The following is a 21,522-nucleotide window of genomic DNA, read 5'->3' as shown; positions in this document are numbered from 1 at the left end:
CTAGTTTTTAATCTAGATCAAAGCGATCGCTTGCTCTTCTGGGGTGCGTTACGCTTTGGCTAACACACCTTTTCAATTGTCAGTGAAATGCCCACGATGCCGTAGGCGATCGCTTTTTTGTGGGGAGAAGAGCGTAGGCGTAGCCCGTCGTAGACATCGCTTTATGGTATGAGTATTGGTAAAATAGATTTAATTGATGTATGCCAGCTAAAGATATATTTCATAATACAGTTAAAACAGCCCTCGAAAAAGATAAATGGACAGTTACTGATGAGCATCTATTTATTCAAGTTGAGGATATTGATTTTTACATAGACTTAACAGCAGAGAGAATTTTAGCTGCTGAAAAAACTGGTAAAAAAATAGCAGTAGAGATAAAATCCTTTTTAGGAGCTTCAGACGTAACTGAATTTCACCTAGCTCTTGGTCAATGTCTCAACTACCGTTCAGCATTGAGGTTGACAGAACCTGAACGGATTTTGTATTTAGCTATTCCAGTAGATGTTTATAACGAGTTTTTTAGCCGGAAGTTTATTCAAAGAATTATTGGTGAATATCAGCTAAAATTACTAATTTTTAATCCAGAGCAAGAGGAGATTGTTATATGGAGAGACTAAATTATCAAGAAATAGTCCAAAAAATTTTGGAAAGTCATGCCAAAAACCGCTCAAATAGTCAGACAGAAGTCAAATTATTATTTGATACTGAGCGCGATCGCTATCAAGTTATTAATATTGGTTGGCAAGAGCTAACGCGAATATTTGGTTGTATTATTTATGTAGAAATTAAAGATGGCAAAATTTGGATCGAACGCGATGGAACGGAAATCGGAGTCGCTAATGAATTAGTAGAAGCTGGAGTTCCTAAACAAGATATAGTTTTGGCTTTTAAAGCCCCATACAAACGGAAATTTACTGAGTTTGCTGCTAGTTGAAACTTATCTATCAAGTGATCGCTTATCTTTTATCAAAGCCATATTACCAAAGAGCGATAAGCGAAGCTTAAGCCTTCTCCTAAAGGAGACGCTACGCGTAGCTTGCTTCCCCGTAGGGGTACGGCTATCGCACTACTTTTCCATCAAGCGATGTCTACGACGGGCTACGCCTACGCTCTTCTACCCAGACAAAAGCGATCGCTTAAAAAGACCAAGGATTAATAATTACAACACCCGTCTCGGCAAAGTCTTTTTCATTGCGAGTGACAAGTTATAGAGAGTTATGAATTGCGATAGCTGCGCTCGCTGAAGGCATCGCTGCAATCAGAGAATCTATAGCAGGTAGAGGTCGCTCGTTCTGTTCTAATTGTCCTACTAAGTTTACCCACAATAATATTGTTGAAAAATCTATCCCTAAGATTCTATCTTTAAAACGACTCGGTAGAGTTTCATTTAGCCATTTCATTAACGATTCTTTTCCCTTAGACGCGGTAATTTTACTGATGCCTTTAGCAATTTCGCCAATTGTAATAATGCTGATGTAAAGAGTGTCTGGCACTTGGACATCTAGCCAATCTACAACTTTTTGATTTGGGTGTTTGGCAACAAGTTCAGAAATCAGCAGGTATCAAGGAGAAAAATCATAGCGTGAAGTCATCGCGGGGTAAACTGCGATCGCAGCTAAAGTCCAATTCTTCGCTGACTTCACCCCCGAAATCAACGCTCCTATACCTCCCTGCCCTCGAAAGGCAGGGTTTCTTGGAGAATTCTGATGAACGCAAAATATTATGAATGATTCTGCCGCTAATAGCTCTATTCAAAGTGAAAAACTGCCATTTAAAACTAAACTGGCTTATGGTGCAGGCGAATTAGGCCCAGCGATTACGGCAAATATTTCCATATTTTTCCTATTAGTCTTCTTGACGAATGTTGCTGGTATTCCGGCGGGTTTAGCAGGTAGCATTTTGATGATTGGCAAAATTGGGGAAGCAATGAACGATCCGTTTGTCGGTTTTTTGACTGATAAAACAAAATCTCGTCGTTGGGGTCGTCGTCTACCTTGGCTATTATATGGGGCGACTCCTTTTGGCATTTTCTTTTTCTTGCAGTGGATTGTACCGCCATTGAGTGTGTGGAGTTTGTTTTGGTATTACGTAGCGATTGGAGTCATATCTCAGGTATTTTACACCGTTGTCCATTTGCCTTATACAGCAATGACTCCTTACACGAGCGATCGCACCTTGCACATTCACCCAATATTTCTTCACCACCCCCAAACAAGGTTCAGGGTTAATCCGCAGTCGCCGCAACTCAGTGCATATCTCTGCAATCTCGCTCTTACTGGGCTTATCCATACTTGAATCGACTGACGCTCGAGGACTCGCTACCGCTTCGCTAACAACTTCTGGCGCGGAAAATATGTCTTCTCTACGAGACGCTACGCGAACATCAGGATCTATCTCGTCAGTTGCGTCATCTTGTTCTGATTCATCAGCCAAGTGAGTAATCTGGGTTTGCTCTGGTTGTGGAGTTTGGTGAATTGATTCCTGAGCGTAATCACAAATATCGGTTTGGGGTGATAGAACCTCTTCTTGCACGTTTTCATGCTTTTTTTCCTCAACAGCATGTTGTTGTGGTTTAGAAGTTTCAGGATCTGATCTCAGATGTGATTCTACAGTGAATTTAGAAGGTTCAGTTTTGCCCTTGCCATGTTCCAATAGCTGATTAAGTACATCATTGTGTAATTTATACTGCCAAGTCTTATCTTGACCATTGCCAGGATTTTTCTGCTTTTCGATAATACCCATCTCCTGCAATAGAGCGATCGCACTCCGAATAACGTGCAAGCTATGTTCACCCATGAGGTCAGCATAGATTTTCTTGAGTGGTTGATATACCCAAGGAGTGCGATGATTTTTCAGCTTCCACTTTGTCCAATGCCTAAAATACTCAATCAACTTGGCAGCACAAAAGTTACCAGTAATGTCGAGATACTCTCGCCGCAATATCACCAGCACAGATGTTTTGTTCGATGAGACAATAGCACTCATCTTTTACCTCCTTGCCAACGTGAAACTTCGTTGACGCAATATCACTTTTGAAAAAATGCATGTAGGAGTGAGCAGCAATTTATATTACTGCTCACAGTTAGTTTTAGACTGTTACCAATTACTGAACTTGCGCCTCATCTGAAAGAAGCGATCGCTATTCTCTAGAGGTAAGAGTTCGAGTATTGCAGAGATGTATCAGTCGTAGGCGAAAAGTTGCTATTTGATAGCAAATGTTTTTCTAAGCCTAACTACTCTTGTAATGGGATTTTACCTTGCTGGTACATTTGTTTAATGTAACTGTGACATCTGGCTGGGCTAATGTCTCGAAAAATCTCTTTAGCGTTAATTATCACCCGCCAGTATAGATTTTCATAATTTCCATAGTCGTAGGTAATCCTAGCTATCAGTTGGTCACCAACAAATGCTTCTTGCTCGTAAAAAGAAATTTTCATAATTGTCGGGACTTCTGGGACTTCAGCCAGTTCAACTTGGTCGAAGGGGTTGAGTGTGCCATCTTGGTAATGCCATTGAATGTAGCGTAGGCATTTGGCAGATGTTGTGGCGCGGAAAATCTCCTTGCCATTAACCAGAACCAACCAAGGTTGCATAGCAAATTCGTCATGATCTACGATCATGTAAGCTATGAGTTTTTTACCTACGTAGACTTCATGGTGGTAGAAGTTGATTGCTACTGTTATCAGTTGCGGAGCAATAGCTTCATCTGTGGGTTGTTCGTCAAGGGTAGTGTCAACCACTGTCTGAACCCTGCTAGCTTGATACTCAGCGATCGCATTAATCCAAGCATCCTTGCATCGCTTGTCAAGTACCTCAACTTTGCAGATCATCTCGTTGTAGATTTGCTTGAGTCGAGCTATGGATTTGTGTTGCAGCTGTTGATAGCTATAGATGGTTTGAGTCATAATGGTATTTCCTGTTAAAGGATTAAAAGGCGATCGCACAAGTTTTCCAGGCTCTGAGCGATCGCCTTTCACTTTGACATTATTTAAAATAACAACTCAGAGTACAAAAATCAACTCTTAGTACAAACTATTGTTGTGACTTCAACACGCAAGTCATAAATTATCTCAATCAATTCAACATCAAGAGTTTTAGCAATTGTAGTGATAATTTTTGTGGAAACAGAGGCGGCTTCACCGTTTTCCAGTTTTCTGATGTACTCTTGTGAGCATTCAACACCTTGCTGAGAAACAGCATCTGCAATTTCGCGTCTAGACCTTTTACCGCGCAATAATTTTAGAGTTTCGCCACACTCTTTGTTCCACGCCAGCATGACAACCCATTCCAGCGGAACCATAATTACCTCTTTTAAATTCCTAGTTCTTATATTTGCACTTTCAGTTGTCATGTAGCAAGATATTTTTGTACTGCGAGTATCAGCTAACCAGTTTAGTTATACAAGAATTTATAAGCGGCATGAGTATTCAAGTCGTCATTTTGGCGTTAACTTCATTTTCTTGTAAGTATATAGTTACAATTTTCATTTATTGTTAAGCAGCCATTTCCTTTACGATGAGCTGTCCTCAACAGATATTTTTAATTTGATAGTGTAAACTGTTGAGAATAACAGTTAAACCAACGTTCCCAATAATCTTCTTTATTAGTTAACTTGGCTAAAACGCGGTTGTAGTTGGCAAACCAACCTTCCCAATAATCTGTGGGTTGTTTAACGCAACCATCACAAGTGGGACAACCAGCTTTACATTGAGGTACTGTATGTATACTACCGACGCAGTTTGTGCAAAGTTCAGGGTCTATCCAGCGATTACCATCAACTATTTTGATTGCACCAGTAGGGCATACAGACAGACATAAATCACAGGAAATACATTGGCCAGTAATTTTGTAAGCCATGACTATTCTCCTTATGGGGGATTGGGTACTGGGTACTAGGTAATGGGTACTGGGTATTGGTGATTGGGTATTGGGTACTGGGTATTGGGTAAACTCATCCCAGTCCCTAATCCCTAATCCCTAGTCCCTAGTCCCCAGTCCCTAGTCCCTAGTCTCTAACCCTTCGACATATTGCTCGTAATATTCCAAAGCAACTTTCTCGATTACGTCGTAAGCTTCAACAGTCTGTATGCCAGCTTTGTGCAATTCTTCTTTGGGACAGTTCCCAATTTTGGAGACTAAAACCGCTTTGCAATCTGCGATCGCTTTAATAATGTAGTCTAGAGTGGCTTCTTCTCCAAATCCACCTTGACAATAGTGGTCAATTTTACGATGACTGATAAAGCGTACTTCACTACCATCCACTTCGTAAATCTGGAATTCCTTCGCATGACCGAAGTGTTGGTTAACTAATCCACTACCTTTGGTTGCAACTGCAACTAAGATTTTAGGTTTGTTAGCAAAATTTTTGCCAGCTAGCGCCTTTTCTTTGGCTGCTTTAATTTCTTGTTTAAATTTCTCAATACCCTCGTGAACTTCTTGGCGTTGTTCTAGGTTATATTCCGGAGCCATTTCTAGGAATTTATCTTTGGTAAATTCTTGGCTGCGGTCTTCTCCTAATAATCCTACAGCATCGGCTCGGCATTGACGACAGTGACGCATCATCTTCATGTTACCGGCGCAGCTGTCTTGAACTTCTTTGAGTTCTTTGCCAGTAGGGCCACGCTGACCAGTTAAACCGAAGTGTGTGCCATGTTCTGGCGCAGAAATCAACGGCATGATGTTGTGCAGGAATGCGCCGTTTTCACGAATGAATTTATTCACTTCTACCAAGTGCTGGTCGTTAATTCCCGGAATCATTACCGAGTTGACTTTGCACAAGATATCGGCTTCTTTGAGGGCTTGCAGTCCTTCCATCTGCTTTTCGAGCAGAATTCTTGCTCCCTCAACACCTTTATAACGCTTACGCTTGTAGTGAACCCAAGAATAAATCTGTGCGCCGATTTCTGGGTCAATAGTGTTAAGGGTAATAGTAACGTGATCTATATTGAGTTGTTTAATGCGATCGACATATTCGGTCAACATCAAACCATTGGTTGATAAGCACAGTTTAATATCTGGTGCTTGATCTGCAATTAACTCAAAGGTGCGGAAAGTTTTTTCTGGATTCGCCAACGGATCACCAGGGCCAGCAATTCCCAAGACTGTCATTTGGGGAATCTTACCTGCAATCACCAATACTTTGTGGGCTGCTTCTTCTGGGGTGAGTAACTCGCTAACTACACCAGGACGGCTTTCGTTAGCACAGTCATATTTCCGGTTGCAATAGTTGCATTGAATGTTACAAGCGGGTGCAACTGCAACGTGCATTCTAGCGTAGTGGTGGTGTGCGTCTTCGCTATAGCAGGGATGCTTGGCAATACGTTCCTTGAGCTTTTCGTCCATCTCTACGGTGGCGTTGCTTTTGCTGTCGCATCCGCAACCACCTGATTTGGCTTGGGTAGTGGTAGGTTCCTGATTGGAGGAGGTGAGGAGTCCTGTAGACGGTGGTGTCATTGAATTTCGCAAGGGTCGGTGGACTGGCTGCCACTGTGAGAGATGCCGTTGCTACTCTTTATGCCTAGGAATTGAAGTCGCGGCTTCTACTCATTACTCGCAAGAATTTACTCTTTTGCGAAGTGATGCTGATGAGAACATCAAATATTTAGAGTAGGGCAGGCTTACAATCCTTGATTTTCGGCTGGTGTGTCAACGTTTGGGTCGTGGGTAGAATTTGTGCAGCCGCGACTTCCATTCACAGAGGCATGGTGCTATCTCATCCCTCCACTCACTTTCCGCTTTTGTTTAGAAGCGTTAAGTGATTGGCGATATATGATTTATAGCAGCCATTTTTCCAGTCGGCTGGCTGGTATCTAGGATAGAATTTATTGGATTTATTAAATTTGTACTCAAATTTTTTCAGCCCGAGTTTTCAGGCGTTACAAGAATTAATAAATTTTTTTTCGGGTAGAGGTTCTAGTATTTTTAGATTGGGGTACAAGTATTTATAGAGTGGGGTACAGGATTTGTTTGTACTCAGCCAAAATCTAGCACCCACAAAGGTTAGAACTTGATTTTAGATTGTTTTCAGACATTTATGTCTGTACTCAAACATTCCCCAAACCTCACCCAAAGCCAGTAATCATAGGGGATTGAGGGGGAAAAACTGGAGTAGTCTACGTCGTTCTACTCCAGATACGTGCGAAATTCAATTCTGTATCCAACATATCATTTTTTTTTGGGTAAAAATGTAATTCATATTTTTTTAATCTTTCATTAGAAATAATATGCAATAACGTCGCTAATCCTTGCTATATAAGGCTTATACAATAGTATAAACATCTCTATTAATGCATATAATTATCAAAAACTTAATTTTTTATCCTGAATTTTTCTTTTTCTAAAGAAGTCAAAACAGGCATTTTTACTTGGTTGGGGTTTGGTGTTAGGTGTTTGGTGCCGGGTGTTTATTCCTATTACCAATTACCCAATACCCAATATCCAGCACCCAATCCCCACTACACTGTATTCATAGACGAAAACGGGGTAGCAGGAGGAATGAGATAAAAGCTGTTGTTATCCGCCGATATGGGTCTGCTGAGGTGTTGCAGTATGAGGATGTGGAAGAACCGACGATGAAGCCTGACTAATTACTCGTGAAGATTCACGCTAGTAGTGTTAATCTTGTTGATTGGAAAATTGCCAAGGAATGTTGCGATCGCTCATCAAGAAAAAATTCCTGGCCTGCTGATTGCAAATGAGTTCTCAAACCCAATGGTGTATATATCAGAACCTTACCCAGCACTGAAAGCTTTGTGCAGAGCATTTTCACGACCTTCTTACCTGGTAAAAAGGTCACATTTATCATAGAAAAACTCTAATAATAAAGACTTGCTTTACTTAGAAAACTTGATGGAAGCGGGTAAAATTTTTGTTGTCATTCACAGCATATATCAGTTAGAAGAATTAGTAGCAGCGCATACAGATAGTGAAACAGAACGTGCTGTAGGGAAAATAGCTATTACAGTCACTCATTGAGCCAGATTTACTAATTTGATACATATTTGTTCTGTGGGAGCAGTCAAAAGTCCAAATGCTAAATTTGTGAACTCATATGACAAATAAATGTAGAAGATTTAAAATTTTTACACCATTGTTAGAAAATTTTGATAGAATTCACTCTTCCATCTCTTTCAATTTAGTTCATCAAATGTATTATTTTTTAAGTCAAGCGGTATTTAACCCCCGCATACTGATACCCTACACCACACATTAATCAAGCATTTTGTGATTTTTTGATGATATTTCTGCAATAAAGTGGAAGATTGCTATATTAGACAAATATAGTGTATATACTTATAACCAAATATCAAAGGCTACTAAATTTATGCTGAATTGGTTGACTGTTTGGGGGGCAATTCAGGCTGTTGGGTTGATTTTTAAGGTAATTTTGGAAGAAGTTGCAAAAGAAGTTGCTACAGATGGGACAAATCTTTTATTACATGGTATCCCTAACAAAATTTTAAATCAATTACCAAAAGAAGAGCTAGGAATTACTGCTGGTAAAGCATTAAAAGAGTTTTTACAGCTACTACAACAGCAGTTAAAAGTGCGATGCAAACTTTCTGACGATGAAATTAAAAGCTACACCGAAGATGTCAGAAAATTTACTAAAGATAAGTATGTCCGAGAAATTCTTGGTCAGGCTTTTGATATTCATTGTGAACATTTAAATGCTAAATCATTAGAAGAAGCTTGGCAAAGACTACGCCTACAATCTCTACCTTATAGATTTAACTGGCAAATTTTAATAGATCAGTATCTAATACAAGTTCAAGAATTGCTGTTAGAGTCGGATACTTTACGCTTTTTTTTAACATCAGAACAATCATCTAATTTTGCTGAAAATGCTGGGATCGTCATCGAGCCAATGGTAAGTTTTAACCTAGCTAAATATCAAGAATCTATTCGAGAAATCTACGGTGACATCAAGCTAGATAGTTTAGATACCAGCGGTTATGCTTACAGGAATCTGAAGTTATGGCGAATGTTTATCCCTCAAAATGTGCGAGAAACGCATCAATTTTTACCACAACTTCACGAGCTTCCCAAGGAATATTTTAGACGGCTGCGAGAAAGTGATGAATTAGCATTAGAAATTTCCCATGAAGAATTGGCAGGACAGAACAGTCTTTATTTGGAACAGCCAATTCGCTCAGTTTTAGATGTAATTAATGAAAAACATATTTACAAATACATTGTAATTTTGGGATATCCTGGTTCGGGTAAATCTACATTGTTGCAATATTTAGCCTTAAACTGGGCAGAATCTTCTCAAGATAATTTAATGCTATTCCCAATTCCCTTGCTAATTGAATTACGTAATTATATGCGGCTCCGGGAAAATGGAGAATGTGAAAATTTTTTAGATTTTTTTACCCAATGTAGAAATACAACTGCCCAACTAAATCAAGTTAAATTACAAGAGCAGTTAAAAGCTGGTAATGCGTTGGTCATGTTTGATGGTTTAGATGAAGTGTTTGATCTCAGGCTACGCGACGAGATAATTAATGATATTCATAGCTTTATTAATGATTATCCTTATGTGCAGGTGATTGTTACTTCTCGGATTATTGGTTACGAACCGCAACGATTCAGTAATACTAATTTTCATCACTTCATTTTACAAGATTTAGAACCAGAACAGATTCAGGATTTTATTTATCGTTGGCATGAGCTAACTTTTAGTGATGTAGCAGATAAAGCCAGAAAAAGAGAACGCCTGCAAGAAGCAATTAATACAGTCAAATCTATTGCAGAATTAGCTGGAAATCCCCTGCTATTAACCATGATGGCAATTCTAAATCGTAATCAAGAACTGCCACGAGATAGAAACGAACTTTATAATCAAGCATCCAAGGTATTACTACATCAATGGGATGTAGAACGCGCTTTGGTAGAAGGTAACCGTTTAGATAAAAAGACGATTGATTATAAAGATAAACAAGCAATACTTCGTCAAGTTGCTTATTATATGCAAAATAGCCATCCAGGATTGGCAGGTAATTTAATTAGAGAAAATGAGTTAGAAAAGATTTTAATTGATTATTTAACAATCAGAGAATTTGAGCAACCTAGAGAAGTAGCGCAGATGATGATTAATCAAATGCGGACTCGTAACTTTATGCTATCTTTTTTAGGTGCAGATTATTATGCTTTTGTACATCGGACATTTTTGGAATACTTCTGTGCTTGGGAGTTTGTTTGGCAGTTTAAAGAAACACAAACTCTGACTATAGAACAAATGAAATATGAAGTTTTTGGACAACATTGGCAGGATGAAAGATGGCATGAACTTTTATTGCTGATATCGGCAATGATTGAGCCGAAATTTGTAGGTGAAATTTTAGTTTATTTAATGGGGCAGAATGGTGAAGAGTTTGAATTTAGAAACTTATTCTTAGCAGCTAAATGTCTAGCAGAAGTCAGAAATCGTTCAGGGATTATCTCAATATCTAATCAATTATTTGAGCGTTTAAATGCCTTAACTAAATATGACCTCTCATATGATTACGTACCTTATCGAGATGAAGAAGAAACAAAGCTAGTTCAAGAAATTCGCACTCAAGCAGTTGCAGCAATTGCTATGACTTGGGCAGAATCTTCTGATACTAAAATCTGGCTGCAACAACATGCTGCTAGTGATGATGATAGTGATGTGCGCTGTGCAGCAGTGGAAGGATTCGCCCACAGTTTCAAAGATGATCCCAATACTAAAACCTGGCTACAAGAACGCGCCATCAACGATGCTCATTGGGCTGTCAGACGTGCAGCGGTGCAAGAATTCGCCCGTGGATTTAAAGATGATCCCGACAACAAAACTTGGCTACAACAACGGGCTGTTCATGATGATCACTGGGCTGTGCGTGTTGTCGCAGTGCAAGAATTCGCCCGCAGTTTCCCTAACGATCCAGACAACAAAACTTGGCTACAACAACGGGCTGTTCACGACGATCACTGGGCTGTGCGTGTTGTAGCGGTACAAGAATTCGTCCGCAGTTTCCCCAACGATCCCAATACTAAAACTTGGTTGCAACAACAGGCTATCAATGATGATGATAGCGATGTACGAGTTGTCGCAGTGCAAGAATTCGCTCGTAGTTTTCCCAACGATCGCAATACTCAAACCTGGTTGCAACAACGCGCTACCAATGATGATGATAGTGATGTGCGACGTGCTGCACTCGAAGGGTTAGCCCACAGCTTTCAATACGATCCCGATACAAAAATCTGGCTGCAACAACGTGCTATTCAAGATAATCATTGGGCTGTGCGTGTTGTAGCGGTGCAAGAATTAGTTCGCAGTTTCCCAGAGCAATCGGATACCAAAAATTGGTTACAACAACGCGCTATCAATGATGATAATAGTGATGTGCGACGTGCAGCACTTGAAGGATTAGCTCGCTGCTTTCCCCAGGATCATGAGATTAAATTAATCCTGAAACAAAGTGCTACTGATGATGATGATAGCGATGTGAGAATTGTAGCAATACAAGAATTAGTTCATAGCTTTTTAGTTGACCCAGATATTAAAATATGGCTTAAAGAACGCACTATGCATGATGAAAGTGCAGGTATAAGATGTGCAGCTATGGAAGAATTAGTCCGCTATTTTAAAGATGATCCCGACACAAAATCTATTCTCAAGCAACGGGCTATCCAAGATGATAATGAATATGTGCGACTTGTAGCGGTAGAAGAATTAGTCTGCAGTTTCAAAGATGATCCCGATACAAAATCTATCCTCAAACAACAAGCTACTCAAGATAATAGTGCAAGTGTGCGTGGCGCAGCCGTAGAAGAATTAGCCCGTAGTTTTCAAGATGATCGGGATTTGTTTGCAATTTACTACAACTGTGCTGTCAACGATCCTTTTGAAGTTCAACCAGACTATGAAGGTAATCCCCGAAAAATAGCACTGCAGATTATAGTCCAACATTTTCCGCAGCATCCCGACACGTTACCATTACTACGCGACAGAGCAGCAAATGACCCAGATGAGCAACTGAGAAACTTTGCTCAGAATCAGTTGCAGCAATGGCAAGAATAGAATTTATCCCTATAATTTTGGATGCGATCGCAGTCACCGCAATTACAAATTCTCTGTATCAATTCCCTCGGCTTGGAGTTTAGTTAACAATTCTTGATAGCGATCGCGCTCTTGTTGTAATTCTTGTAAAGCTGCTTCCTTGGCTAGACGTTCCTGTTCAGCACGTTGATGTTCCTGTTCTGCGCGTTGGCGTTCTTGTTCTCGTAGCTGGTCAATTTCTACAGGTGTTAAAAACTTTTGTCCAGTAGGAGAAATAATTTCCAGGGTTGCGGCTGTAAGTTGAAACCGGATTCCCAAACGTGGACTTACCCAGCCGTTCATCTCTTCAATGACTTCAAAACTATCGCCAGAACGGAGTAAGCCATTTAAATCGTTCTTAGCTGGATCGTAAATGTAATATTCTTCCACGCCGTAACGCTGATAAAACTGCAATTTTTTAGTCATTTCTTTGAGAGTATTACCAGGCGATAAAATTTCAAATACTACCTGTGGTGAAATATTATCTTCTTCCCATTGTAAATAAGAACCCCGTTTTTCCTTGGGTCTACCAAAGACTACCATCGTATCTGGCGCTTGTTTAATATTTGGGTTTCCTTTAACTGGATACCAAAATAAATCTCCAGCGATAAATACATCAGCTTGTGATGCAAATAATATTTCTAAATTTTCTTTAATTTTAACAATCCAGGTAAATTGTTCTGTATTATCTGCCATTGGCTGTCCGTCGCTTTGGGGGTAGATAACTGCGATGGTGGGTTCTGGTGTGACTTGTTGTACCACTGCTGCACCTCCAAGTATGGGGTTTTGCTCAATACTGCTCGGTTAAGGATTTTCAACTGGGAGTTTGGTTTGGGGAAAAGGTTAAAGGGTAAGGGTTAAAGGTTTTTTCTTGCCCCTTTTCCCCTTCCCCTTTTGCCCTTAACCGACAAGTATTGGGGTTTTGCTTATTATATATAGGACTCATATTTGATTTTTGAAAAAACCTAAGTACACTTTTATTTCTTCTTCCCTGTTCCCCGTTCCCTGTTCCCTGTTCCCTCCCTACGCAAATAATTTCAGGAATCAAAGCGGATTCCTATATATCTACTAATTTGTAGAACAGCTAGCTGTATTGAGTCCAGAACTATGAGGCGTGTTCACTATTGCTTGTGCTGTTAATAATATTTCTCCTTGAGGAGTAATGAGCAATCCCTGAGCTTCTACAATCTCATTAGCGGTCTGGGATGGTAGATTTATCGAACTAGCAGTTACCAAAGAGCGATCGCTGTTTGTCGGAATCGGAACTGTTTGCATATCTTCTAAAACTGTGTCGCTCCCGAGTGCTACATCTGGATTTTGGGGTAAACCACCTCGTCCAGTTACAGTGAAGTGGTTAGATTCACTAGGTTGATTTTGTCCACAACCTTGAGTAATTAATGATGATGGATCTTTTGGCTGCACTGGTAATGCCACAATTCCTTTGCTAGGATCGACTGCTAGAGTTTTAATTTCTACAGCACCATTTAGCCCAAACTCAGAACTCGCTGTAATATCGCTTTTAGAAGTTAGCTGCGGACGTAATTCCAGACCAAAGATACCTTGAGTGGTAATTTGAATATTCCCACCTTGACCTTGAACTGCATTGGCGATGATGTCGCTGTTTTCTAAACTCATAATCAATGGTGCATTAATTGACAAGTTACCACCATTACCTTTACCCGCAGCAGTGGCGGTAATGAGGCTATCGTGACGCATGAGCAAATTATCTTGCAAGTTTAATTTGACATTCCCCCCATTGCCAGAGATAGTTGATGCGCTGATGGTACCTTGGTTGTCGAGAAAAATAGAGTTGGCATTAATCTGCAAATCTCCTGCACTCCCAGGCCCGTCGTTTTTTACGGTCACAAAAGCCCCATTTGTGATGCGTAACGAAGGTGTATTAATTGTAAGAGAACCTGCATTACCGCTGGGAATGGGAGGCAGCCCATAAACTGCTTGAGTGACTGGATCGACAATCTCAGCAGTTGAAGTGATGCGGCTAGGTGTAATTGAACCAGTGCCTTTACCATTGATATCTACAGACTCTGAAGCATTAATGATCACACTACCAGATGAACCGATAGCCAAGCTGCTAGACCCTAGAGCTCCACCGTCTCGAATTACTAATCTCGATGTGTTGACGAACGTGTTATTGGCATTTCCAGAACTGAGAGTTGTTGAACTCATTAGACTCGGTAACAATGTAATTGAGTTGTTACCAGCAATTTCAATTAAGTCTTTGGCATTAACCCTTAACGTTCCAGCCTGTCCAGAGCCTAAGGTTGTAGAGAAAAAAGCAGCACCATTGAGAAGCCTCAGGTTGGTAGTTGAGACTGTAATATTGCCTGCATTTGTGAAGTTAGCTGTACCTGTGATGAGGGCGGACAACTGCCTTGGATTGCTAGGGGCAAAACCACTGACATCGATAAAGTTGGCAACATTAGCTGTAATATTGCCACCAGATCCTTGGGTAAACAGCCCAGTTTTAATTAGTCCACCATCTTGGATAGATAGCTGCCCAGCAGAGATAGTAATATCACCTGCTTGACCGATGCCTAAATTATCAATTTGAATGGAACTTCCAATACTGCCATCAGGTACGTTCCCTGTGAGGTTAAGGGACTCCGTGGCATTGATTGTAATTCCTTTTGACGATTGTGCCCCCAGGTTTTGGAGCAGAACAGCAGAACCTGCGGTTAAATTGATATTCCGTCCTTGAATTTGAATCGAGCCGTTAGTGCCACTGGCATCGAGTAGCGATCGCGCATCGAGATTGATATTCTGGAATTGTTCCGCCTTGGAGTAATCGCCCACCCAATTTTGTCCAGTGGTATTGAGTGCAACCTGCCCATTGCTGACACTGCCTATTTCTATATGTCCCCCCCCATTAACGGTTGCAATCCCACCGACAAACTTCACATCACCGCCAATCAATGCCAATGTATTACCTGCCTTGACCTGTAAGCCAATGGGATTCTGGCTACGATCTGTAGGGATGTATAATCCGCTAATTAGGCGATGTCCATTTCCTTGCACAGTAATTCCTCGGGAATTTGGCCCCAACTGTAAGCCAATGGGCACAGTTATTGTCAACAAAGGCGATGCAGCAGGATTAACTGCACTAAATTCCACGCCATCAGCAAACTTAATACTATTTGCTGTGGTTCCCACAAATGAGCCACCAATATTCAACGAGGCATTTTGACCAAACACAATCCCCGCAGGATTCATCAAAAACAAACTCACTGGATGATTACCGTTGAGAGTTTGAATTAACCCATTAATATCGGAAATTTTTCCACCTGTAACTCGACTAAATATAGTTGTAATATTGGGCGTATGAATTAAATCAAATGTCGCTGAAGCATTCTGAGGAATGGAGAAGTTACTAAAACTGTGAAATAAATTATTACCTTTTTCACTACCATTAAGAATATTAAAATTATTCTCGCTTTGATTGACTATAGTGTTAGTAGTTCCGTCAGATATCACCTGAGCGATCGCGCAGCGACTCCACAGGAGTATTACTAATAGGATGATCCCTAGAGTGAATAACTCACTTGTGAATTTCAAGAGAAACAGTACTACCTTCATCACCCATGACTTCCTCGTCCTGATTTAAAGCTAGTGTTCCCGTTCTGGGCACAATTCTCTAAGTCCTATTAACTTAACTTTAGACATCGCTCTACATAGCTCCAGATAATCTTGATTAAGCTGTGATGCCTTCATATTGCTGAAATGTGCTTGAAAAACAGCATTAACTTACTATTGATTTGGGGGCGCTTGCTGTGCTACTTGCTGAACTTGTGCAATGTCCAAATCCAACGCCTGTGCTATCTGTTCTACAGTTAAACCCAGCGCTAAAAACTTAGGTACAGCTTCTAATTTTGCTTCCAAACGACCTTTCTGTTTACCTTCTTGTTCAGCTTCTTGATAAACTCGTGTTTGCTTCAATTCACTTAACCCAAACATTGCTTCTATCTCCTCTCGACTCATTTGCGGGAATTTATAAACTAGGATTGTCTCTATTAATTCTAGTAATTGTTTTTGTGGGAGTTGTAAATTTTCTGCTTGCTGGGTGCGGTTGATTAATTCCCTGGCTGTGTTAATTGCTGTGTCTTCCCCTTCTATTACTAATTTTATCGTAGCAATACCTATGGGTAAGGATGCAGATTCGCCTAATTCATCTAGGTAAATTATACTGATACGCTGGCTTTGGAATAGTTCTAAGAAATTTTCTTTATCCCCGATATCTATATCTCGGCTGGGATAAATTACCACTCCTCGCCAAGGATTTTTAGGTTTATTTTGGCGTAGGTATAAAGCAACTTCTGATATTAGGCGTAAGTAAATATCTGCATCTGGTTGAAATTGGACTTCAACAAAATAAATAGGGTTTGCTTCATCTTGGGTTGGGAGAAATACACCATCAATTCTAAAGGCTGTTTGTTTGATTTCAACAGATGCAAATTGATAGATGTTGGCAATTTCGGGAGGATTGCCAATTAATTCAAAGAAGATGGCAGGGAGTTCTTGAAATAGGCGATAAAATATGCTGTCGGTTTTCACGCAGAGGTTTTAGCAAAGTTTTGACTATGGTGATTTTACCATGACGATATCTATTACCAAGTATTAGCGAAATTTGTTATTTAAAATCCCTTGGATCGAGCCAGATAATCTTGATTCAGTTTATTTCCTGAATTACTATTCTTTATATATCCCAATTGACAATGCTATAATTAGCGATAAATAAATCTGGTTTTTAATAGGAATATTAAAATGAGCAATTTACCAGTGAAAACTTTATTAAAAGAAATTGATAATTTAAGCAGAGAAGAAAAGATACAGTTAATCCATTATTTGACTAGACAAATAGAAAAGGAAGACCCCAAAACCGAATCAGAAAATTTAGTTGAATTATTTCAAAATTCTCCTCTATTTGGTGTGGATATAGATTTAGAACGTCAAAGAGAACTTGACAACCGCCAAGTAGAATTATGAACTACATTTTAGATACAAATATTATTTCTGAATTGATATCTATCCAGCCAAATCAAAAGGTAATCGGTTGGTTAAAAGCTGTAGATGTGCTTCATCAAGTTTCCAGTTCATTTGTTTTAAATGTTGGACAACCTGCAATTAGAGACATCGAAGAGATTGCAATCAACCTTTACCATACTCTTGTATGACAAAAATCTGTCCGACTGCTTTTATATTTTGCTTCATAACCCGCAACAAACGATTCTCTAAGGTTCGACTATCTTCATTCAGAAAATCAATTATTGCCTTGACTTTCCCAGCATAATCACGATCGCTTTTAAAAATAATTATGCCAGCATGATTTGATACAATACGATGCAAATCTATAAAATCCTGGCGATTTTCCGTAATCAAAATGCGACCCATCTTTGTAGCATACTGCAAAACAACATCGTCAGAAATACCCTGATTTGCTTGACCTGTTTCGTAGGAAGTTAATACATTATATCCCTCTGCTCTGAGTAAATTTACCATTGCGATCGGGAAATTTTCATTGGAGTAAAATTGTAATGCCATCAAACTAAATCATCTTGGGCAATTTCTCGGTCGATTTGTTCGGGATTTTGTTCGTAGTAATTCCAAGCAACGCTTAAATCTTCCCTAGTCAATCCAGGATAATTTGCCAATAATTCCTCATCCGAAGCACCTTGTTGACGATATGCAACCAAAGTCCATACGGGAATTCGTGTATTTCTAATTCGTGCTTTTCCTCCGCAAATTCCAGGTGTAATCTGAATCGGATTTTGCAACATTTGCACGTAATTCAATGCTTGGTCAACTAATTCCTCTGGTAAAGCTGCAATTACTTCGAGCAGTTGAGTCCTCTTATTCATGACAACAAAATCTCTCTCGCTCATTTCATCCTAACTTGAAATTTTATAGTAATTATCGTAGCGACGCTTTTGATTGTCGCAAAGAAAGCCCATACTATTCTTCCGCAAATGGAATAGGGCGATCGCTATATCGTGCAGGAGTTTCTAAAATGTAATTTTCTTCCGCACAGAGTTGACGTAATTCTACAAAAGCATTGGCGAGGGAAGAGGCTTTTTGTTGCTGATGCCAAGCAAGGAACTCTTGAAAAAGTTTTGGTTCTACAATTGCAGCAACTAATTTGTCCTGCTTGAAGATTAATTGAGGTTCTGATGCAATAGCATCAATCACCTCTGGCAGTTTTTGTTGTGCTTCGTCAAGTTTCCAGTTCATCGATAAATAAAAAGTTACTCAGATGTAGGTTGGGTTGAAAAACGAAACCCAACAGATCAAGGTCTTGTTTTTGTTGGGTTAATCTTGATTAAGTTTATGTTGTGATTATTCAATCCTGAATTACTATTCCTTAGCGATTATCTGACTATATTCAGTCACAGCATCATATTGGTCAGCCATTAGCGCACATTTTGCTAATATATCCAAATTTAAATCAGGCAATAAAGTACTTTTAGAGACTTTTATATAGCTGTCACCTTGCAAACAATAAACTGATAATAAACCATCTTCCCAAAACCAAACTTCAGGTACTCGCAAACGCTGATAAATTTCTAGCTTATTAATTCCGCCACTCGTAACAGTTATTTCCAAAATTAAATCAGGAATAGATTTTTTTGTGCCTAAATTATAAGACTCATCTGGTTCCCGTCGCGTTTTGTCTTCCTGTTTACCTATAGTTGCACTTCCCCGACCATAAAAGCGGATATTCTTTGCCCGCATATAGACTTCTAGCAACATCGCCAGAGTTTTTTTATAATCCTCATGGTCGTCAGACAGTGGGGACATAATTTCGAGAATCCCATCTAAATAAGTTAGTCGTGCGCTTGTTCCTGCAAGGGCGACATCAAGCTGTTCTAACTTTTCCCAACTGACATTGTACAGAAGAACGTAGGAAGTCTCAGAAGTCGAAGGTTTTTCCAGGACGGGGGAAGACATAAATTAAACCATACAGTGGCTTGTTTCTATCATAAAACTGAGATGCCATAGATCCAGACTATCTTGATTAATCTGCTATAGTACTCAAAAATGCGAATTCAGCACTCACTACTTTAGCCGCCAAATTTTGATGGTTTTGTCATCACTACCACTAACAAGGGTTTTGCCATCTGGGCTAAAGGCGACGGAAATAACCCCCTGAGAATGCCTATTGAGAGTGCGGATTTCTTCTCCTGTTGCCAGATTCCACAGTTTGATAGTCTTGTCGGCACTACCACTGGCAAGGGTTTTGCCATCTGGGCTAAAAGCGACGACAAAAGGCGTGTCGGAATGCCCTGTGAGAGTGCGGATTTCTTCTCCTGTTGCCAGATTCCACAGTTTAATGGTGTTGTCAAGACTACCACTGGCAAGGGTTTTGCCATCTCGGCTGATGGCAACGGAAATAACCCCGTCAGAATGCCTATTGAGGGTGCGGATTAGCTCTCCCGTTGCCAGATTCCACAGTTTGATGGTGTTGTCAAGACTACCACTGGCAAGGGTATTACCATCTGGGCTGATGGCGACTGAATAAACAAAGCTAGAATGTCCGGTGTTCGCGTAGCGTTCCGAAGGAAGGGTGCGGATTTGCTCTTTGGTTGCCAGATTCCACAGTTTGATGGTGTTGTCAGCAATACTAGCAAGGGTGTTGCCATCTGGGCTGATGGCGACGGAATAAACCGAGTTAGAGTGCCTTGTGAGAGTGCCTATTTGTTCTCCGGTTGCCAGATTCCACAGTTTTATGGTGGTGTCAAAACTACCACTAGCAAGGGTTTTGCCATCTGGGCTGATGGCGACGGAATAAATCAAGCCAGAATGCCCTGTAAGGGTGCGGATTGGTTCTCCTCTTGGGATATTCCACAGTTTGATGGTACTGTCAGCACTACCACTTGCAAGGGTTTTGCCATCTGGACTAATGGCAACAGAATAAACCCCGCCAGAATGCCCTGTGATGGTTCTTTGTAATAAAACTCCGCTTGGTATGCTGGCAATTACAGATATCGGATTAGTCGGAAACAAGCCATAACGAACATAACCATATATTTGAGTTCCAACTATTGTAATAGCAGCACCCACCAGGAATCTTATTCTCCAATTAATATTTTGTCTAAATGCCTTTTGTTGCCCTACTTTTGGCTTTACTGGTGCTGGCGATGTTCCAGGTTGAGGCTGATGGGGTAATGTTGCAGGGAATGATGATGGTGGTTGAGTTACAACTACTGCCTCAGTTGGGTGTACTGGTGAAAGTGATGGTAACGGTGAACTAAAATCCTGTAAAACTTCTTCAGCAGATTGGTAACGTTGCTGATAATCTTTTTGCAGCAACTTATCAAGAATCTTCTGCAATTCGCTGCTTTGTGGTTGTTGCAAATGCTCCCGCCAAGAAGAAACCCACCCATAACCTTGTTGTTCCCACATTATCCAAGGGTGAATTCCACTCTGTAAGTGAAAGCAAGTTGCACCAACACTATATAAATCACTTGCTGGATAAGCTTTACCATTCTGCATTTGTTCTAATGGCGCATAACCTGGGGAACCAATTATTGTTCCTGGGTTAGTGGTAACTGACATGGTGAGTTGCTTGGAAATCCCAAAATCTATCAAGACTAATTTGTTGTCAGTGCTGCGACGAATGATATTTTCTGGTTTGATATCGCGGTGAATTACTTTGTGTTGATGAACCGTTTTCAGGATATTTAATAAATCAAGCAAAACTTCCCTGATTTTTTCTGCGTTGAAAGTTCCCTGTTGTTTTAATTCAGCTAATAAATTCTGCCCGTTGATAAACTGCTGCACTAAATACAGATTATTTTCTTCTTCAAAATACGCCAACAGCGTGGGAATCTGCGGATGTTCTCCTAGTTGTTGCAGTCGCCTTGCTTCTTGCTCAAATAGTTCTGTAGCTTTATTTATTGCCGCAGTTCCCTGTACTCGCGGCGCAAATTGCTTGATTACACAATATTCATTCAGCTTGTCTAAATCTTCTGCTAAATAGGTTTTCCCAAATCCCCCATTTCCTAGTAATTGAATTGGGCGATAGCGATTTCTCAGCACTAGCAAAGGAAATCGGCAGTTAGCGCAAAACTTTGTGGATTCAGAATGGGGTGGGTTGTGGCAAGCTGGATTTAGGCAGCAAGTCATGACTGTGCTTTTATGGGCAAATGCATTTATTATCCCTTAACCACAATCTCATCTTGTTAAAATCCGCAAAATCATCGATAAATTTAGTTTTTTTTACAACATGGGGTTCTCAGCAGCGGGTGCATCCCAGTTTTTATTTTATAACTAGAGAATTAAGCGTCATTGCGAGGAGGAACGACGAAGCAATCGCATGGATTTATTCCTGGTGAGAGATTTTGCGATTGCTTCACTCCACTTCGTTGCGTTCGCAATGACATTGAAAAAAGTGGGATGCTCCCCTTAGCAGTAAAGCTCTTCAAGTTTAAATGTAGGGGAGCCAG

At 40.2% G+C, this 21,522-nt stretch carries 19 protein-coding genes and 1 pseudogene; 6 read left to right on the top strand and 14 right to left on the bottom strand.

What is annotated here, in order from left to right:
• The first annotated feature begins 200 nt into the window (after positions 1-200).
• Both HGR01_RS27005 and HGR01_RS27000 read left to right on the top strand, forming a co-directional pair.
• On the top strand, positions 201-617 hold the full coding sequence (locus HGR01_RS27005) for a XisH family protein (RefSeq protein ID WP_045868735.1): 417 nt from the start codon (positions 201-203) through the stop codon (positions 615-617).
• On the top strand, positions 605-934 hold the full coding sequence (locus HGR01_RS27000) for a XisI protein (protein WP_045868736.1): 330 nt from the start codon (positions 605-607) through the stop codon (positions 932-934). The genes HGR01_RS27005 and HGR01_RS27000 overlap by 13 nt, the downstream gene beginning before the upstream one ends.
• A gap of 271 nt (positions 935-1,205) precedes the next feature.
• On the opposite strand, the gene HGR01_RS26995 is transcribed toward HGR01_RS27000, so the two are convergent.
• Complete coding sequence (locus HGR01_RS26995; RefSeq protein WP_228045186.1) at positions 1,206-1,493, bottom strand: hypothetical protein; 288 nt, start codon at positions 1,491-1,493, stop codon at positions 1,206-1,208.
• Positions 1,494-1,722: 229 nt separating this feature from the next.
• Between HGR01_RS26995 and HGR01_RS26990 the strand changes: the two are divergent.
• Positions 1,723-2,157, top strand: a pseudogene (locus HGR01_RS26990) (MFS transporter); the annotation flags it as partial.
• Positions 2,158-3,233: 1,076 nt separating this feature from the next.
• Here HGR01_RS26990 and HGR01_RS26985 read toward each other — a convergent pair.
• The 5 genes from HGR01_RS26985 to HGR01_RS41985 all read right to left on the bottom strand — a co-directional run bounded on the left by HGR01_RS26985 (position 3,234) and on the right by HGR01_RS41985 (position 7,804).
• Positions 3,234-3,977 carry a hypothetical protein gene (locus HGR01_RS26985; protein ID WP_155539055.1) on the bottom strand — a complete coding sequence of 248 codons (744 nt, stop codon included), beginning with the start codon at positions 3,975-3,977 and terminating at the stop codon, positions 3,234-3,236.
• Between the two features lie 38 nt (positions 3,978-4,015).
• Positions 4,016-4,351, bottom strand: coding sequence for a helix-turn-helix domain-containing protein (locus HGR01_RS26980; RefSeq protein WP_096621807.1), 336 nt, complete (start codon positions 4,349-4,351; stop codon positions 4,016-4,018).
• A gap of 188 nt (positions 4,352-4,539) precedes the next feature.
• A complete protein-coding gene (locus HGR01_RS26975; RefSeq protein WP_045868739.1) occupies positions 4,540-4,857 on the bottom strand; it encodes a 4Fe-4S binding protein in 318 nt (105 codons plus the stop codon).
• A gap of 141 nt (positions 4,858-4,998) precedes the next feature.
• A complete protein-coding gene (gene nifB / locus HGR01_RS26970; protein ID WP_045868740.1) occupies positions 4,999-6,453 on the bottom strand; it encodes a nitrogenase cofactor biosynthesis protein NifB in 1,455 nt (484 codons plus the stop codon).
• 1,147 nt (positions 6,454-7,600) lie between these two features.
• Positions 7,601-7,804, bottom strand: coding sequence for a hypothetical protein (locus tag HGR01_RS41985; protein ID WP_168160941.1), 204 nt, complete (start codon positions 7,802-7,804; stop codon positions 7,601-7,603).
• A 23-nt stretch (positions 7,805-7,827) separates the two neighbouring features.
• On the opposite strand from HGR01_RS41985, the gene HGR01_RS41980 reads away from it, so the two are divergent.
• The gene (locus HGR01_RS41980; protein ID WP_369792167.1) at positions 7,828-7,974 is read left to right on the top strand and encodes a zinc-binding dehydrogenase; all 147 of its coding nucleotides are present in this window, start codon (positions 7,828-7,830) and stop codon (positions 7,972-7,974) included.
• 349 nt (positions 7,975-8,323) lie between these two features.
• Positions 8,324-12,046, top strand: coding sequence for a HEAT repeat domain-containing protein (locus tag HGR01_RS26960; RefSeq protein ID WP_045868741.1), 3,723 nt, complete (start codon positions 8,324-8,326; stop codon positions 12,044-12,046).
• A gap of 42 nt (positions 12,047-12,088) precedes the next feature.
• On the opposite strand, the gene HGR01_RS26955 is transcribed toward HGR01_RS26960, so the two are convergent.
• From HGR01_RS26955 to HGR01_RS26945, 3 genes are all read right to left on the bottom strand, one after another.
• Positions 12,089-12,826: a Uma2 family endonuclease gene (locus HGR01_RS26955; protein WP_045868742.1), complete on the bottom strand. Its 738-nt coding sequence runs from the start codon at positions 12,824-12,826 to the stop codon at positions 12,089-12,091.
• A gap of 306 nt (positions 12,827-13,132) precedes the next feature.
• The gene (locus tag HGR01_RS26950; RefSeq protein ID WP_045868743.1) at positions 13,133-15,658 is read right to left on the bottom strand and encodes a filamentous hemagglutinin N-terminal domain-containing protein; all 2,526 of its coding nucleotides are present in this window, start codon (positions 15,656-15,658) and stop codon (positions 13,133-13,135) included.
• 171 nt (positions 15,659-15,829) lie between these two features.
• On the bottom strand, positions 15,830-16,633 hold the full coding sequence (locus HGR01_RS26945) for an Rpn family recombination-promoting nuclease/putative transposase (protein WP_045868744.1): 804 nt from the start codon (positions 16,631-16,633) through the stop codon (positions 15,830-15,832).
• Positions 16,634-16,843: 210 nt separating this feature from the next.
• Here HGR01_RS26945 and HGR01_RS26940 point away from each other — a divergent pair, with 210 nt between their 5' ends.
• Positions 16,844-17,065, top strand: coding sequence for a hypothetical protein (locus HGR01_RS26940; RefSeq protein WP_045868745.1), 222 nt, complete (start codon positions 16,844-16,846; stop codon positions 17,063-17,065).
• Between the two features lie 162 nt (positions 17,066-17,227).
• On the opposite strand, the gene HGR01_RS26935 is transcribed toward HGR01_RS26940, so the two are convergent.
• The 5 genes from HGR01_RS26935 to HGR01_RS26915 all read right to left on the bottom strand — a co-directional run bounded on the left by HGR01_RS26935 (position 17,228) and on the right by HGR01_RS26915 (position 21,202).
• Positions 17,228-17,620 carry a DUF5615 family PIN-like protein gene (locus HGR01_RS26935; protein WP_045868747.1) on the bottom strand — a complete coding sequence of 131 codons (393 nt, stop codon included), beginning with the start codon at positions 17,618-17,620 and terminating at the stop codon, positions 17,228-17,230.
• Positions 17,620-17,937, bottom strand: a complete 318-nt coding sequence (locus tag HGR01_RS26930; RefSeq protein WP_045868748.1) for a DUF433 domain-containing protein — start codon at positions 17,935-17,937, stop codon at positions 17,620-17,622. The genes HGR01_RS26935 and HGR01_RS26930 overlap by 1 nt, the downstream gene beginning before the upstream one ends.
• 94 nt (positions 17,938-18,031) lie before the next feature.
• Positions 18,032-18,307 carry a hypothetical protein gene (locus HGR01_RS26925; protein ID WP_045868749.1) on the bottom strand — a complete coding sequence of 92 codons (276 nt, stop codon included), beginning with the start codon at positions 18,305-18,307 and terminating at the stop codon, positions 18,032-18,034.
• Positions 18,308-18,430: 123 nt separating this feature from the next.
• A complete protein-coding gene (locus HGR01_RS26920; protein WP_045868750.1) occupies positions 18,431-19,024 on the bottom strand; it encodes a Uma2 family endonuclease in 594 nt (197 codons plus the stop codon).
• A gap of 108 nt (positions 19,025-19,132) precedes the next feature.
• On the bottom strand, positions 19,133-21,202 hold the full coding sequence (locus HGR01_RS26915; protein ID WP_045868751.1) for a serine/threonine-protein kinase: 2,070 nt from the start codon (positions 21,200-21,202) through the stop codon (positions 19,133-19,135).
• Positions 21,203-21,522: the final 320 nt, after the last annotated feature.

Source organism: Tolypothrix sp. PCC 7712, from assembly GCF_025860405.1.
Lineage (GTDB): Bacteria > Cyanobacteriota > Cyanobacteriia > Cyanobacteriales > Nostocaceae > Aulosira > Aulosira diplosiphon.
Note: the sequence above shows the minus strand (reverse complement) of the source record. Positions and strands in the feature narration are given on the sequence as shown.

What these genes read in the sequence shown, in the direction of transcription:
- HGR01_RS26960 (WP_045868741.1), top strand. Translation starts at nt 8,324, where the DNA reads ATGCTGAATTGGTTGACTGTTTGGGGGGCAATTCAGGCTGTTGGGTTG.
- HGR01_RS26935 (WP_045868747.1), bottom strand. Translation starts at nt 17,620, where the DNA reads ATGGCATTACAATTTTACTCCAATGAAAATTTCCCGATCGCAATGGTA.
- HGR01_RS26930 (WP_045868748.1), bottom strand. Translation starts at nt 17,937, where the DNA reads ATGAATAAGAGGACTCAACTGCTCGAAGTAATTGCAGCTTTACCAGAG.
- HGR01_RS27005 (WP_045868735.1), top strand. Translation starts at nt 201, where the DNA reads ATGCCAGCTAAAGATATATTTCATAATACAGTTAAAACAGCCCTCGAA.
- HGR01_RS26915 (WP_045868751.1), bottom strand. Translation starts at nt 21,202, where the DNA reads ATGACTTGCTGCCTAAATCCAGCTTGCCACAACCCACCCCATTCTGAA.
- nifB (WP_045868740.1), bottom strand. Translation starts at nt 6,453, where the DNA reads ATGACACCACCGTCTACAGGACTCCTCACCTCCTCCAATCAGGAACCT.
- HGR01_RS26925 (WP_045868749.1), bottom strand. Translation starts at nt 18,307, where the DNA reads ATGAACTGGAAACTTGACGAAGCACAACAAAAACTGCCAGAGGTGATT.
- HGR01_RS26975 (WP_045868739.1), bottom strand. Translation starts at nt 4,857, where the DNA reads ATGGCTTACAAAATTACTGGCCAATGTATTTCCTGTGATTTATGTCTG.
- HGR01_RS41985 (WP_168160941.1), bottom strand. Translation starts at nt 7,804, where the DNA reads ATGATAAATGTGACCTTTTTACCAGGTAAGAAGGTCGTGAAAATGCTC.
- HGR01_RS26920 (WP_045868750.1), bottom strand. Translation starts at nt 19,024, where the DNA reads ATGTCTTCCCCCGTCCTGGAAAAACCTTCGACTTCTGAGACTTCCTAC.
- HGR01_RS26940 (WP_045868745.1), top strand. Translation starts at nt 16,844, where the DNA reads ATGAGCAATTTACCAGTGAAAACTTTATTAAAAGAAATTGATAATTTA.
- HGR01_RS27000 (WP_045868736.1), top strand. Translation starts at nt 605, where the DNA reads ATGGAGAGACTAAATTATCAAGAAATAGTCCAAAAAATTTTGGAAAGT.
- HGR01_RS26980 (WP_096621807.1), bottom strand. Translation starts at nt 4,351, where the DNA reads ATGACAACTGAAAGTGCAAATATAAGAACTAGGAATTTAAAAGAGGTA.
- HGR01_RS26950 (WP_045868743.1), bottom strand. Translation starts at nt 15,658, where the DNA reads ATGAAGGTAGTACTGTTTCTCTTGAAATTCACAAGTGAGTTATTCACT.